A 14,333-nucleotide genomic window follows, 5' to 3' on the forward strand; every position below is an offset into this window, starting at 1 on the left:
GGGAGGCCGTTCATGAGGCGACGCGGCGTGTGGGGATCGGGCTCGGCGTGGGTTTTCCTCCTGACGACTTTCGCCGCGACGGCGGCCGCCCGCGACGACGCGGCCCCCGACCTGCCGCCGCCGGCGGCGCGCGAGGTCGACTTCGCCCGCGACGTCGCCCCCCTCCTCGAACGGAGCTGCCTCCGCTGCCACGGCGCGAAGAAGCAGCAGGCGGGCCTGGCCCTGCACGACAAGGCCCGCGCCATGGCCGGCGGCGACGACGGCCCGATCATCGTCCCCGGCAAGAGCGCCGAGAGCCGGCTCATCCTGGCCGTCGCCCGCACCGACCCGGACGCCGCCATGCCCCCCGAGGGCGGCGGCGACCCCCTGACCGCCGAGGAGGTCGGCGTCCTCCGCGCCTGGATCGACCGGGGCGCGCCCTGGGCCGACGCGGCGAAGCCGGCCTCGGCCGCCGTCGACCACTGGTCGTTCGTCCCCCCGAAAGAGGCCCCGACGCCCGACGTGAGGCGCGGCGAATGGCCCCGGAACCCAATCGACCGCTTCGTCCTGGCGAGGATCGAGAAGGAGGGCCTGGAGCCCGCGCCCGAGGCCGACCGCCGAACCCTGATCCGCCGCCTGAGCCTGGACCTGATCGGCCTGCCGCCGACGCCCGACGAGGTCGACGCCTTCCTCGCCGACGACCGGCCCGACGCCTACGAACGCCAGGTCGACCGCCTGCTGGCGTCGCCCCGGCTGGGCGAGCAATGGGGCCGGCACTGGCTCGACCGCGCCCGCTACGCCGACACCAACGGCTACGAGAAGGACCGCGAACGCTCGATCTGGCCCTACCGCGACTGGGTCGTCCGCGCCTTCAACGCCGACATGCCCTTCGACCGCTTCACCGTCGAGCAGATCGCCGGCGACCTGCTGCCGAACCCCACGATCGACCAGCTCACGGCCACCGGCTTCCACCGCAACACCATGATCAACGAAGAAGGGGGCATCGACGTCGAGGAGTTCCGCTTCGCCGCCGTCGTCGACCGCGTCGCCACCACGGGCGCGACCTGGCTCGGGCTGACCATCCAGTGCGCGCAGTGCCACACGCATAAATACGACCCGATCACCCAGCGCGAGTATTACCAGCTCTTCGCCTTCCTCGACAACGCCGACGAGCCCGAGGTCGAGATCCCCGACCCGGCCGTCGCCGTCCGCCGCGAGGCCGTCGAGGCCCGGGCCAAAGAGATGGAAGCGGCCCTCGCGACGCGCTATCCGGCCGAAGGCCCCGAGTCGCTCGGGGCGAAGCAGGACGCCTGGGAGCGCTCCCTGCACCCCGCGCGCTGGACCGTCCTGACGCCGACGAAGGTGGTCTCGCGGAAGAACGCCACGATGACCGTCCAGCCCGACGGCTCGGTGCTGGCCTCGGGCGACAAGCCCAACAACGACGTGTACGAGGTCGACCTCAAGACCCCCCTGAAGGCCACGGCGATCCGCCTGGAAGTCCTCCCCGACCCCAGCCTGCCCGAGGGCGGGCCCGGCCGCGCGCCCCTGTTCCAGGTCGGCGACTTTTTGCTGACCGAGTTCCAGGCGACGGCCCGGCCCGAGGGCTCGGCCGAGCCGGCGAGGCCCCTGAAGTTCGCCCGCGCGACCCAGGACTTCACCGCCGAGGGGCGGTCGGCGGCGATGGCCGTCGACGGCGTCTCGGACACCGGCTGGAGCGTGACCGGCGGCGTGGGCAAGCCCCACGCGGCGGTCTTCGAGCTGGCCGACGACCTGGGCGATGGCCGGCCGACCGAGCTGCACCTCACGCTCCACCAGGAGTTCATCCACCAGACGACCATCGGCCGGTTCCGGATCTCGGTCGCGACCGACCCCCGGCCGGTCTCGGCGTCGGGCGTCCCGGCCGAGATCGAGGAGATCCTGCTGGTCGAGCCCTCGCAACGGTCGGCGGAACAGGTGCAAGCCCTCACGCGGCATTATCTGGCGGTCGCCCCCGAGCTGGCCGAGGCCCGCAAGCCGATCGCTGCGCTGCGGGCCTCGGAGCCGAAGTTCGCGACGACGATGGTCATGCGCGAGCGCACCCCGGACCACGCCCGGACGACCCGCATCCACAAGCGCGGCGAGTTCCTCAAGACGGCCGACCCGGTGCAGCCGGGCGTCCCGGCGGTGCTGCCCCCCCTGCCCTCGGGGGCGCCGGCGAACCGGCTGTCGTTCGCCCGCTGGCTGGTCGCCCCCGAGAACCCGCTGGTCGGCCGGGTCGTCATGAACCAGGTCTGGCAAGCTTACTTCGGCCGGGGCCTGGTGACGACGCCCGAGGACTTCGGCGCCCAGGGCTCGCGGCCCACGCACCCCGAGCTGCTCGACTGGCTGGCGACCGAGCTGCCCCGCCGCGGCTGGAGCCTCAAGGCCATGCACCGGCTGATCGTCACGAGCGCGACCTACCGCCAGGCCAGCCGCGCGACGCCCGAGCAGGTGGCCCGCGACCCCAGGAACGAGCTGCTGGCCCGGGGGCCGCGGTTCCGCGTCGGGGCCGAGACGATCCGCGACGCGGCGCTGGCGTCCGCCGGCCTGCTCGACGCGCGCATCGGCGGCCCGAGCGTGCGGCCGCCGCAGCCCGACGGCGCGACCTCGCTGGCGTACGGCCAGGAGGGCTGGACGCCGAGCGTCGGGGCCGACCGCTACCGCCGGGGCCTGTACACGTTCCTGAAGCGGACGTCCCCCTACGCCTCGTTCGCCACGATGGACGCCCCGTCGCCCGACGTCGCCTGCGTCCGCCGCGAGCGGTCCAACACGCCGCTCCAGGCGCTCGCGATGCTCAACGACGTCGTCTTCGTCGAGGCCGCCCAGGCCCTCGCCCGCCGCGTCCTCCGCGAGTCCTCCTCGCCGGCGGCCGACGCCCGCCTCGACCACGCCTTCCTCCTCGCCCTGGGCCGCCCTCCCCGCGACGACGAGCGGCCCCGCGTCCTCGCCTACCACGCCGACCAGCTCGCCCGCTTCCGCGAGGGCAAGCTCGACGCCGCCCTCGTCGCCGGCGCGAAATCCGCGACCCCTCCCTCGCCTCTGCTCGCCACGCCCGAAGGGACGGACCTCCCCGAACTCGCCGCCTGGACGGCCGTCGCCCGCGTCCTGCTGAACCTCGACGAGGCGGTGACCAAGGAGTGACGAGGTGGACATGGACGCGGCCGCTCGTAAAATCGACCGGCGGCCGTGGGTCGTCGCCCCGTTCGTGGCGCTCTGGCTCGCGGCGAGCGGACTCATCGTCCTCGGCCGTGGGGACGTCGAGAGCCTCCTCCGTTTCATCTTCGGCCATCCCCTGCACCCCGACGCCTTAAACTATGTCAATGAAGTGACCTTCGCCGTCTGGGTCGCCTGGAGCCTCTTCGTCGCGCTCGCCATAGCAGCAGCCTGGCGTCGACGGGGCGATGTGGTCCTCATCCTCCTGAGCGGCGCGGTCCTCGCTATCCTTTTGTGCTTCGCCGGCGAACGATGGTCCGACCCGAACTGGCACAACATCGCCTGTGTTTGCGCGATCGGATGGTTCGTCAGCACGCTCGTCGGTGGTTGTTACTGGCTCCTCGCTCGACGAACGCGGCCGGTCGTCTGATCTCTCGTCGGCATGATCCTCGCGGCTGACATCGATACCAAGGAAGTCTCTCATGTCGGATGACTCGCGAAAGGCGGAGGCCATCGACCTGATCCTCCACAACGGCAGGATCGCCACGCTCGACGCCCGCGAGCCCTTCGCGCAGGCCGTGGCGATCGGCGGCGGCCGGTTCGTGGCCGTGGGCGACGACGCCGAGATCCTGAAGCTCAGGACGCCCGCCGCGAAGGTCGTCGACCTGCAGGGCAGGACGGCGATCCCCGGGCTGAACGACTCGCACCTGCACCTGATCCGCGGCGGGCTGAACTTCAACCTGGAACTGCGCTGGGACGGCGTGCCGAGCCTCGCCGACGCCCTGCGGATGCTCAAGGAGCAGGCCCGGCGCACGCCGCCGCCGCAGTGGGTCCGCGTGGTCGGCGGCTGGACCGAGTTCCAGTTCGCCGAGCGTCGGCTCCCCACCCTCGACGAGATCAACGCCGCCGCGCCCGAGACGCCCGCGTTCATCCTCCACCTGTACGACCGAGCCCTGCTCAACGCCGCCGCGCTGCGGGCTTGCGGCTACACCAAAGATTCGCCCGACCCGCCCGGCGGCGAGATCCAGCGCGACAAGGCCGGCGAGCCCACCGGCATGCTGATCGCCCGGCCCAACGCCATGATCCTCTATTCGACCCTCGCCAAGGGGCCGAAGCTGCCGCCCGAGTACCAGGAGAACTCCACCCGCCACTTCATGCGCGAGATGAACCGCCTGGGGATCACCAGCGCCATCGACGCCGGCGGCGGATACCAGAACTACCCCGAGGACTACCAGGTCGTCGACGCCCTGCACAAACGCGGCGAGCTGACCGTCCGGATCGCCTACAATCTCTTCACCCAGCGACCGAAGCAGGAGTTCGACGACTTCTCGAAGTGGGTGACGATGACGAAGCCGGGCGCCGGCGACGACCGCTTCCGCATGAACGGCGCGGGCGAGATGCTCGTCTTCTCGGCCGCCGACTTCGAGGACTTCCTCGAACCCCGGCCCGACCTCGCCGCCGGCATGGAGGCCGAGCTGCACAAGGTCGTGAGGCTGCTGGCCGAGCACCGCTGGCCCTTCCGGATCCACGCGACGTACAACGAGTCGATCACGCGGTTCCTCGACGTCTTCGAGGCCGTCGACCGCGAGGTCCCCTTCGACGGCCTGCGCTGGTTCTTCGACCACGCCGAGACGATCGACGAGCGGAACCTGGAGCGCGTGAAGGCGCTCGACGGCGGCATCGCGATCCAGCACCGCATGGCCTACCAGGGCGAGTACTTCGTCGACCGCTACGGGGCCGAGGCCGCCGCGCACTCGCCGCCGTTCCGGAAGATGCTGACGATGGGGATCCCCGTCGGCGCGGGGACCGACGCGACCCGGGTGGCGAGCTACAACCCCTGGGTCGCCCTCTATTGGATGACCGCCGGCAAGACGGTCGGCGGCGCGACGCTCTACCCCGAGTCCGCCCGCCTCGACCGCATGGAGGCCCTCCGCCGCTACACCCACGGCAGCGCCTGGTTCTCGGGCGAGGACGACGCCAAGGGCCTTATCGCCCCCGGATACCTCGCCGACCTGGCCGTGCTCTCGGACGACTACTTCTCGGTCCCCGAGGAACGGATCAAGGGGATCGAATCCGTCCTGACGATCCTCGGCGGCCGGCCCGTCTACGCGAAGGGGCCGTTCCGCGACCTCGACCCGCCGCCGCTCCCGGTCACGCCCGACTGGTCGCCGGTGAAGCTCTACGGCGGCTACCACAACGTCGCCGCGAAGTCGGCCGGGGCGCAGGCGTCCTCGCATAGCTGCTGCGTCCCCTCGCCGTCGCGGCTCCACGCCCTGCTCCACAGGCTGGGCGCGACGGTCGACGCCGGCCGCCGCGGCGGCATGGGCCTGGGCTGCGACTGCTTCGCCTTCTGACCATCCGAGGACGATCGCATGAACGAGGCGGGCGACTTCTCGCACATCCCCATCATCGACGTGGCCGAGCTGGTCGCCGGCGGGCCCGGCCGGCGCGAGATCGCGGCGCGCCTGGGCGCGGCCTGCCGCGAGTCGGGCTTCTTCTACGTCGTCGGCCACGGCGTCGACGAGGGGCTGCAAGGCCGCCTGCGCGAGCTGAGCCGGGCCTTCTTCGCGCTCGACCTGGAACGCAAGATGCGCATCCGGATGGCCCTGGGGGGCCGCGCCTGGCGGGGCTACTTCCGCGTCGGCGACGAGCTGACGTCCGGTCAGCCGGACCAGAAGGAGGGCGTGTATTTCGGCGCCGAGCTGCCGGCCGACGACCCTCGCGTCCGGGCCGGGACGCCGCTGCACGGCCCCAACCTCTTCCCGGACGAGCCCGCCGGCTTCCGCGAGGCGGTGCTCGAATACATGGCCGCGCTCACGGGGCTGGGCCATCGGCTGATGGCCGGCGTCGCCCTGAGCCTGGGCTTCGACGAGGCGTACTTCGCCGAGCGGATCCTTGGCGAGCCGCTGACCCTCTTCCGCATCTTCAACTACCCGCCGCCCGCCGACCCGGGCCTCTGGGGCGTGGGCGAGCACACCGACTACGGCCTGCTGACGATCTTGCTCCAGGACGACGCCGGTGGGCTGGAGGTCAAGTCGCGGTCGCGGTGGGTCCCCGCGCCGCCGCTGCCCGGCTCGTTCGTCTGCAACATCGGCGACATGCTCGACCGCATGACCGGCGGCCTCTACCGCTCGACGCCGCACCGCGTCCGCAACCCCGCGCCCCGCGACCGGCTCTCGTTCCCCTTCTTCTTCGACCCCGCCTTCACGGCGCGGGTCCGGCCGATCGACGTCCCGGGCCGGGGCGCGATCGACGACGACCGGGACGAGCGCTGGGACCGCGCCAGCGTCCACGCGTTCGACGGGACCTACGGCGACTACCTGCTCGCCAAGGTCGGCAAGGTCTTCCCCGAGCTGCGGGCGTCGGTGCTCTGAAGCGGCGATCCGGCCCCCCCGGGGGAGTAAGCTCGAAATCGGTTCTCGTCGAAGTGGGAGGTTCGCCGTGAGTTCCACACCCAAAGTCGCCGTCATCACCGGCGCGTCGCAGGGGATCGGGGCGGGGCTCGTCCGCGGGTTCCTCGACCGCGGCTACCGCGTCGTGGCCAACTCGCGTTCCATCGAGGACTCCGCCTCGGCGGACGTGCTGGCGATCGCCGGCGACATCGCCGATCCGGGAGTCGCGGCCCGGGTGATCGAAGGCGCCGTCGAGACGTTCGGCCGGGTCGATACGCTGGTCAACAACGCCGGCGTCTTCATTTCCAAGCCGTTCACCGATTACACCGAGGCCGACTTCGCCCGCAAGATCTCGGTGAACCTCGCGGGGTTCTTCCACGTGTCGCAACGGGCCCTACGGCAGATGCTCACGCAGGGCGGCGGGCACATCGTAAACATGACGACGACGCTGGTGGGCCAGCCCGTGAAGGGCGCGCCGTCGGCGCTGGCTTCCCTCACCAAGGGGGGGCTGGACGCCGTGACGAGGTCGCTGGCGATCGAGTACGCGGACAGGGGCATCCGCGTGAACGCCGTGGCGCCGGGCAACATCAAGACGCCGATGCACGCCCCGGAGACGCTCGCCGCCCTCGCCGCGATGCACCCGCTGGGGAGGTTGGGCGAGGTCCAGGAGATCGTCGATGCGGTGCTGTATCTGGAGTCGGCCGCGTTCATCACCGGCGAGACCTTGCACGTCGACGGCGGCGCGCACGCCGGCCATTGGTGAGGCCGAAGGGGGACGACCATGCCGATCGTGACGATCCAGACCGCCCGCGAAGGACCGGCCGCCGAGATGCCGGCCGCACCACCCCACACCGCCAGCGATGAGGCAGCCGAGGCCATCATGAATTCGCACGTCCGACGGAATCGCCCCACGCCCGCATTCCTCGCGATGTTCGCATTCGCCTGCGTCGCCGCCCCGGCGCAGGACGCCGTCCGCGAGGAGGCTTTGCAAGCCCCCGGCGGCCTGCCGGTGAAGGTCCGGATGGAGGGCCCCTACACGGCCGACGTCGCGCTCCAGATCGTCTGCTACTTCAGGCACAAGCCGGCCGGCGACGTGACGAAGGGGGCGGCGGTCGAGCTGGACAGGCACCTCGGCGGGGTCGTCGCGGCGCTCCGCGACCGGGGCGAGTTCGCGGGCGAGGCGCTGGAGACGATCCTGATCGTCCCGCCGAAAGACGCGATCAAGGCCCGATCGCTCCTGCTCATCGGCCTGGGCGACGAGGGCTCGCTGTCGCTGGAGCGGATGGAACAGGTCGGCAAGGTCGCGCTCCGCGAGGCGGTCCGGCTCCGCGCCGATCGGGTCGCGTTCGCCCCGCTGATCCGCGACCAGGGGGATTCCCGGATCGCGACCGGGGCCGTCGCGCAGGCCGTCGCTCGGGGGGCCTTCCTCGCCTACGACACCGAGAAGCGGCTCCAGGCGCAGGGCCTGGCGGCGCCGTGGACGCTCGAAGGTTGGGAAGTCGAGGCCGGCCCCGCCTACTTCGACGAGACCGTCGTCGGCCTGAGGAAGGCCGTCGAGGAGGCCGGGTCCGCGATCGCGGCACGCGGCGACAAGCCCTATCGCCAGGGTCGATGAGGGATTCGCGGGCGGGTCGAACGACCTTCTCTTGCCAGGTCCGAAAACGGCCAGACTCCGGCCCGCGGAGCCCGTAAGATTCGGTCATGGAGATCGAACCCGACCTTTGCTATCGCGCGTTGACCGCCCGCGACCCGCGATTCGACGGGCTGTTCTTCGTCGGGGTGACGTCGACGCACATCTACTGCCGGCCGATCTGCCCGGCGCGCACGCCGGGGCGGGACCGCTGCCGGTTCTTCCCGGGCGCAGCGGCCGCCGAGCGGGCGGGGTACCGGCCCTGCCTGCGCTGCCGCCCCGAGCTGGCCCCCGGCGATGCGCCCGTGGACGCGGTCGGCCGGACCGCGAGGCTCGCCGCGAAGCGGATCGGTGCGGGGGCGATGGACGACGAGGGGGGCCTCGAGGCTCTGGCCGGCGAGATGGGGATCGGGTCGCGGCACCTCCGGCGAGTCCTCCGGCAGGAGCTGGGAGTCTCGCCGGTCGAGCTGGCCCAGACGCACCGCCTCCTGCTCGCCAAGCAGCTTTTGACCGACACGGGGCTGCCGATCATCGACGTCGCCTTCGCCAGCGGGTTCGCCAGCGTCCGGCGGTTCAACGCCCTCTTCCGGGCCCGGTATCGCCTCACGCCCCGCGACTTCCGGAGGTCCGGCGGCGCGAAGTCCTGCGACGGGCGGATCCGGCTGACCCTCGCGTATCGCCCGCCCCTCGACTGGGCGGCCCTGCTCCGGTTCCTCTCCGGCCGGGCCGCCGCGGGGGTCGAGGCGGTCGTCGGCGCTTCGTACTACCGGACCGTGGACCTGGGCGAGGTCCGGAGCTGGATCAAGGTCGAGCCGGCCGCCGGCCGCCACGCGCTGGTGGTCGACCTGCCGATGGGCTCGGCGCGCGGCCTGCCCGCGCTGCTCGGGAGGCTGCGCAACCTCTTCGACCTCGACGCCCGGCCCGACGCGATCGCCGAGCATCTGGGCCGTGACGACGACCTGGGCGAGGAGGTCCGGAGCAACCCGGGGCTCCGCGTCCCCGGGGCGTTCGACGGCTTCGAGCTGGCCGTCCGCGCCGTGCTGGGCCAGCAGGTCTCGGTGCGCGGGGCGACGACGCTCGCGGGCCGCCTCGCGGCGGCCTTCGGCGAGCCGGTCGAGACGCCCGTCCCCCAGTTGAGCCGGCTGAGCCCCTCGCCCGCGCGGGTCGCCGACGCCCGGCTCGACGAGCTGACCGGCCTGGGCCTGGTCGCGGCCCGCGCCGAATGCGTGCGGGCGTTGGCGAGGGCCGTTTGCGACAGGGCCGTGTCGCTCGACGCCGGGCCCGATCCGGCCGCCGGCCTGGAGCGGCTGACGGCGATCCCGGGCGTCGGGCCGTGGACGGCCCACTACATCGCCATGCGGGGCTGGCGGTGGCCGGACGCCTTCCCGCACACCGACCTCGGCCTGCGCAAGGCCCTGGGGGGGAGGCCCGCCGGCGAGGTCCTGGCGATGGCCGAAGCCTGGAGGCCCTGGCGGGCCTACGCGGCGATGCACTTGTGGAACAGGCCGACCGACGGCCGCTGAACGGGAGCGATTGCGATGAACGCGATGACCACGACCGCGACCACCTACTACACGACCATGCCGAGCCCCGTCGGCGAGCTGCTGCTCGTGTCGGACGGCGAGGCCCTCTCGCACCTGTACACCGAGCACCACGGCCGCGGCGGGGTCGTCGAAGACTCCTGGAGGCGGGATCCGGGCCCCTTCCGGCAGGTCGAGGGCCAACTCCAGGCTTACTTCGGCGGCGAGCGTCGCCTGTTCGACCTGCCGATGGCACCCCGGGGGACCGACTTCCAGCAGGCCGTCTGGGGCGCGCTGCGGGCCCTGCGCTTCGGCGAGCGCGTCAGCTACGGCGAGCTGTCGCGGCGGCTCGGGCGGCCCGGGTCCGGCCGGGCGGTCGGCCACGCCAACGCCCGCAACCCGATCTCGATCGTCGTCCCCTGCCACCGCGTCGTCGGCTCGGGCGGCGCGCTCACGGGATACGCCGGCGGGCTCGATTGCAAGCGCTGGCTCCTCGACCACGAGGCCCGCTTCGCGGGCTGAGCCCGACGCCTTCCCCCCCCTTCGCGGCATAGGTTTGGGCGCGACTTCTCGAGCCGGCCCTGCGGGGCGTCGGGGGAATGGGCCGGGGAGGACGCGGCGGGCGAGGGCGAGGATCACGCCGAGGTCCTCGGCGCGCGTCAGGTGGTCGATCGCCGGCGGCCGCCCCGGGCCGGCGAGCGGGGCCGGGGCGGTCGACTCGACCTCGCGCCCCATCCGGGGCCCCGGCAGGCGCGTCGCGAGCATCCCGGCGGCGGTGCGGAGCCGGAACCCCATCGGCCCCGTCGGCCGGCCGTCGGCCGCGTCGACGACCAGGGCCGAGCCCGGCTCGCGGCCCAGGTCCGCCTCGTTCGAGCGGCGGAGGCGTCCCGGGCCGGCTCGATCGGGGCGTGGAAGGGGATCTCGTCACGGTCGAGGAACCGGGCCCCGGCCCGCGCCGCCCCCGGCGACGCCGAGATCCCCGCGGCCGTCGCGACGACGGCGTGCGCGTGCTCGCTCGCGAGCTTCCGGGACCGAGCCCGACGCCGACGATCCGGGGGGCCGAGATGGCAGCCATGCCGGCCCGGCTTACCCCGAAGGCCGTCAATCCGCCCGTCGAACGAGGTGTGGCGATACCTTTGCCGCGAGGGAGGAAGGCGTCGGAAGGCCTCTCGTTTCGACCATCGAAACTGCCGTCGGCGCACGCAAATCCGCCCTGATCGACGGGGCGAGCCAAGGCGGTCGCCTGGGGAGTGGCCCGCGTCGTCGCCTTGATCCGCCGGCGGCTTCGCGCCCATACTGTCGCGCAGCTCCGATGGAGGCCCACGACCCCGAGGTGGACGCGATCATGAGCACGTCGGCCCTGACACCCCGGAGCGACTCGCTCCTCTACCCGGACAGCGATGGCCAGCCGATGTCGGACGACACGGTGCAATTCCGCTGGATCGTCCTGATCAAGGAAGGGCTCGAATTCCTCTTCCGCGACCGCCCCGACGTCTTCGTGGCCGGCGACCTCCTGTGGTATTTCCAGGAAGGGGATCCCAAGTCCCGCACGGCGCCCGACGTCATGGTCGTCTTCGGCCGGTCCAAGGGCGATCGCGGCTCCTACAAGCAGTGGGCGGAAGGCGGGATCGCGCCCCAGGTCGTTTTCGAGATCCTCTCGCCCGGCAACCGGGTCTTCGAGATGAACCGCAAGTTCCGCATCTATGACGACTGCGGCGTCGAGGAATACTACATCTACGACCCCGACGACGGCGTCCTCCAGGGCTGGCTTCACGAGGGCGGCCGACTCCGGGAAATTCCCGACCTGAAAGGCTGGGTCAGCCCCCGGCTGGGGGTCCGCTTCGAGCCCGGCGAAGAATCGGAAAGTCTCACGATCCGCCACCCCGACGGCTCGCCGTTCCGGACGGCCCTGGAGATGCAGGAGGCCGCCGAGGCCGAACGCCTGCGAGCCGAGGCCGCAGAAGGGCGCGCCGAGGCCGCACGGCTCCGCGCCGAGCGTCTCGCGGCGCGGCTTCGGGAGCTGGGCGAGTCGGTCGATTGAGCTTGGCGCGAACAACTCGATGATTGAGGCACCTTGATGAAGACGGCGATCCGCGGGCTGTTGGTGATGGCGACGGCGATCCTGGGCGCGACCGGGGCGCAGGCCGGGGACGGGGCGGGCTTCCGCGCCGGGGCGGCGACGGTGGACGTCTCGCCGACGGCCTTCCCGGTGATCGTCAACGGCGGCTTCCTGCAGGCGACGGCGACCGCGAATGAGGACCCCCTTCATGCTCGCTGCATCGTCCTCGACGACGGGACGAGCCGGCTGGCGATCGTGATCGTCGACAGCTGCATGATGCCCCGCGAGCTGATCGACGACGCCAAGGCGCGGGCGTCGAAGTCGACCGGCATCGCCGTCGACCGGATGCTCGTCGCCGCGACCCACACCCACACCGCCCCCTCGGTCATGGGGGCGCTCGGGACCCCCGTCGACCCCGCGTACGCGGCCTTCCTGCCCGGCAAGATCGCCGAGGCGATCGAGAAGGCCGCGGCCGCGCTCGCGCCGGCGGAGGTCGGCTGGGGCGTCGTCGACGATCCCGAGCACACCCACACCCGGCGCTGGATCCGCCGGCCCGACCGGATCGGCGAGGACCCGTTCGGCGACAAAACCGTCCGGGCCAACATGCACCCCGGCCACGTCAACCCCGACGCCATCGCCCCCTCGGGCCCTTCCGACCCCGCGCTCACCGTGCTGGCGATCCGCGCGCCCGGCGGCCGGCCGATCGCCGTGCTGGCGAACTACTCGATGCACTACTACGGCGCCACGCCCGTCTCGGCCGACTACTACGGCCGGTTCGCCGCGTCCCTGGCCAGGAAGATCGCCCCCGACGGCCCCGCGCCGATCTGCATCATGTCGCAGGGGACCAGCGGCGACCAGCAGTGGATGGACTACGGCAAGCCCAAGGCCGACCCCGGCCTCGACGCCTACGCCGAGCAGGTCGCCGCGTCGGCCTTCCGGGCCTATCAAACCATCAAGAGCTATCAGGACCGGCCCGCCCTGGCGATGGCCGAGACCACCCTCACCCTCGGCCGCCGCACGCCCGGCCCCGAGCGGCTGGAATGGGCCCGCAAGATCGTCGCGGCCATGGGCGACCGTCCCCCCAAGTCGATCGGCGAGGTCTATCCTAAAGAAGCGGTCCACCTGCACGACGAGCCCGAGCGGACGCTCAAGCTCCAGGCGGTCCGCGTCGGCGACCTGGGGATCGTCGCCATCCCCGACGAGGTCTACGCCCTCACCGGCCTGAAGCTCAAGGCCCGCAGCCCGCTCCCGCTGACGATGAACGTCGAGCTGGCCAACGGCTCCGAGGGCTACATCCCGCCCCCCGAGCAGCACGCCCTCGGCGGCTACACGACGTGGCCCGCCCGCACCGCCGGGCTGGAGGTCCAGGCCGAGCCGAAGATCCTCGACGCCGCGCTCGGCCTGCTGGAGCGGGTCGCCGGCAAGCCCCGTCGCGGCGAACGCCCCGCGGCGACGCGGTACGCCGGGATCGTCCTCGGCGCGCGGCCCGCGGCCTTCTGGCGGCTCGACGAGATGGACGGCGCCGACGCCCTCGACGCGACCGGCCGCGAGCGCGCGGCGCGACGTCGAGGCGGGGTCGCCCTCTTCCTCCCGGGACCCGACCTGCCGGGCTTCCGCGCCTCGGGCGGCGCGATCGACCGGGCCTCGCACCTGGCCGGCGGCGCGATCACGGCCGACCTCCCCCTCTCGCCCGAGGTTTACTCCGTCGACCTCTGGTTCTGGAACGGCCTCGAGCCCGCCGGCCGGGCCGTCGCCGGCGTGCTGTTCGAGCGCGGCCGCAGCGCCGCGCCGGGCGACGCGGTCCACCTCTCGGGGGCCGTCGCGGGGACTCCGCCCAACCGCCTCGTCTTCACCCACGGCGACGCCAAGTCCGCCCCGGCGACCGTGGGCAAGGCGGACGTCGCGCCGAAGGCGTGGCACCACCTCGCGCTCGTCCGCCAGGGCCGCCGCGTGCTCGTCTATCTCGACGGGGCCCTGGACGTCGAGGCCGACGCCGACGTCGACCCGCTGCCGCGCGGCGCCGCCTCCACCTTCACCCTCGGCGACCGGGGGGACCACGCCGAGAGCCTCGAAGGCAAGCTCGACGAGGTCGCCGTCTACGACCGGGTCCTGTCCGCCGACGAGGTCGCCGAGCACGTCCGCGCCGCCTTCGACCCCTCGCTGGATTAGGCCGGATCCGGCTTCTGGCTCCGCAAGGTCCGCTCGACGAACCGCCGCACCGAGGGCTCCAGCAGCTTGATCGCCAGGGGCACCTTCCCGCGCGCATGGACGTGCGTCGGATCGAGGTTCAGCACGACCTCGTACGCCGGGCCGATCAGGGTCGCCGACGTCCGGTCATTCGACCATTCCACGCTCCGGATCCACCGCGCATGCTCCTCGCGCGCCTTCTCGATCGCCGTCTCGAAGTTCGCCCGCGCGGCGTCCCACGGCTGGCCGTGCTCGATCGACATGTTCAATTGAGCCATCTTTCGAAAATTCTCCCGGCGAACTTGACGTCCGTACACCAGCGATGTATGTTTCGGCGTCCCTGGTGGCGGAGCGACCGGAGCGTGGCCCCGGACGGCCGAAATTCAAGACGCGTC

At 72.5% G+C, this 14,333-nt stretch carries 11 protein-coding genes; 10 read left to right on the top strand and 1 reads right to left on the bottom strand.

Translation table 11 applies throughout. The features are described from left to right. Positions 1–12: 12 nt before the first annotated feature. The 10 genes from PZE19_RS14150 (at position 13) to PZE19_RS14195 (ending at position 13,920) form a co-directional block, all read left to right on the top strand. Entirely contained in the window at positions 13–3,138 is a 3,126-nt protein-coding gene (locus PZE19_RS14150; RefSeq protein ID WP_277861276.1) for a PSD1 and planctomycete cytochrome C domain-containing protein, read from the top strand. A gap of 4 nt (positions 3,139–3,142) precedes the next feature. Next, entirely contained in the window at positions 3,143–3,580 is a 438-nt protein-coding gene (locus PZE19_RS14155) for a hypothetical protein (RefSeq protein WP_277861277.1), read from the top strand. Between the two features lie 52 nt (positions 3,581–3,632). After that, positions 3,633–5,504 carry an amidohydrolase gene (locus tag PZE19_RS14160; protein WP_277861278.1) on the top strand — a complete coding sequence of 624 codons (1,872 nt, stop codon included), beginning with the start codon at positions 3,633–3,635 and terminating at the stop codon, positions 5,502–5,504. A gap of 18 nt (positions 5,505–5,522) precedes the next feature. Then, positions 5,523–6,524 carry an isopenicillin N synthase family dioxygenase gene (locus PZE19_RS14165; RefSeq protein WP_277861279.1) on the top strand — a complete coding sequence of 334 codons (1,002 nt, stop codon included), beginning with the start codon at positions 5,523–5,525 and terminating at the stop codon, positions 6,522–6,524. A gap of 67 nt (positions 6,525–6,591) precedes the next feature. Continuing rightward, positions 6,592–7,305: an SDR family NAD(P)-dependent oxidoreductase gene (locus tag PZE19_RS14170; RefSeq protein WP_277861280.1), complete on the top strand. Its 714-nt coding sequence runs from the start codon at positions 6,592–6,594 to the stop codon at positions 7,303–7,305. Between the two features lie 18 nt (positions 7,306–7,323). Then, complete coding sequence (locus PZE19_RS14175; RefSeq protein WP_277861281.1) at positions 7,324–8,157, top strand: M17 family peptidase N-terminal domain-containing protein; 834 nt, start codon at positions 7,324–7,326, stop codon at positions 8,155–8,157. A gap of 86 nt (positions 8,158–8,243) precedes the next feature. Then, complete coding sequence (locus tag PZE19_RS14180) at positions 8,244–9,695, top strand: DNA-3-methyladenine glycosylase 2 family protein (protein WP_277861282.1); 1,452 nt, start codon at positions 8,244–8,246, stop codon at positions 9,693–9,695. A 15-nt stretch (positions 9,696–9,710) separates the two neighbouring features. Beyond that, a complete protein-coding gene (locus PZE19_RS14185; protein WP_277861283.1) occupies positions 9,711–10,214 on the top strand; it encodes a methylated-DNA--[protein]-cysteine S-methyltransferase in 504 nt (167 codons plus the stop codon). An 823-nt stretch (positions 10,215–11,037) separates the two neighbouring features. After that, a complete protein-coding gene (locus PZE19_RS14190) occupies positions 11,038–11,733 on the top strand; it encodes a Uma2 family endonuclease (protein ID WP_277861284.1) in 696 nt (231 codons plus the stop codon). Between the two features lie 36 nt (positions 11,734–11,769). Continuing rightward, positions 11,770–13,920, top strand: coding sequence for a LamG domain-containing protein (locus tag PZE19_RS14195; protein ID WP_277861285.1), 2,151 nt, complete (start codon positions 11,770–11,772; stop codon positions 13,918–13,920). On the opposite strand, the gene PZE19_RS14200 is transcribed toward PZE19_RS14195, so the two are convergent. Further along, positions 13,917–14,216, bottom strand: coding sequence for a hypothetical protein (locus tag PZE19_RS14200; RefSeq protein ID WP_277861286.1), 300 nt, complete (start codon positions 14,214–14,216; stop codon positions 13,917–13,919). The two genes, PZE19_RS14195 and PZE19_RS14200, sit on opposite strands and share 4 nt — an antisense overlap. Between the last annotated feature and the right edge of the window lie 117 nt (positions 14,217–14,333).

Origin of the sequence: Paludisphaera mucosa (assembly GCF_029589435.1) — a bacterium.
Lineage (GTDB): Bacteria > Planctomycetota > Planctomycetia > Isosphaerales > Isosphaeraceae > Paludisphaera > Paludisphaera mucosa.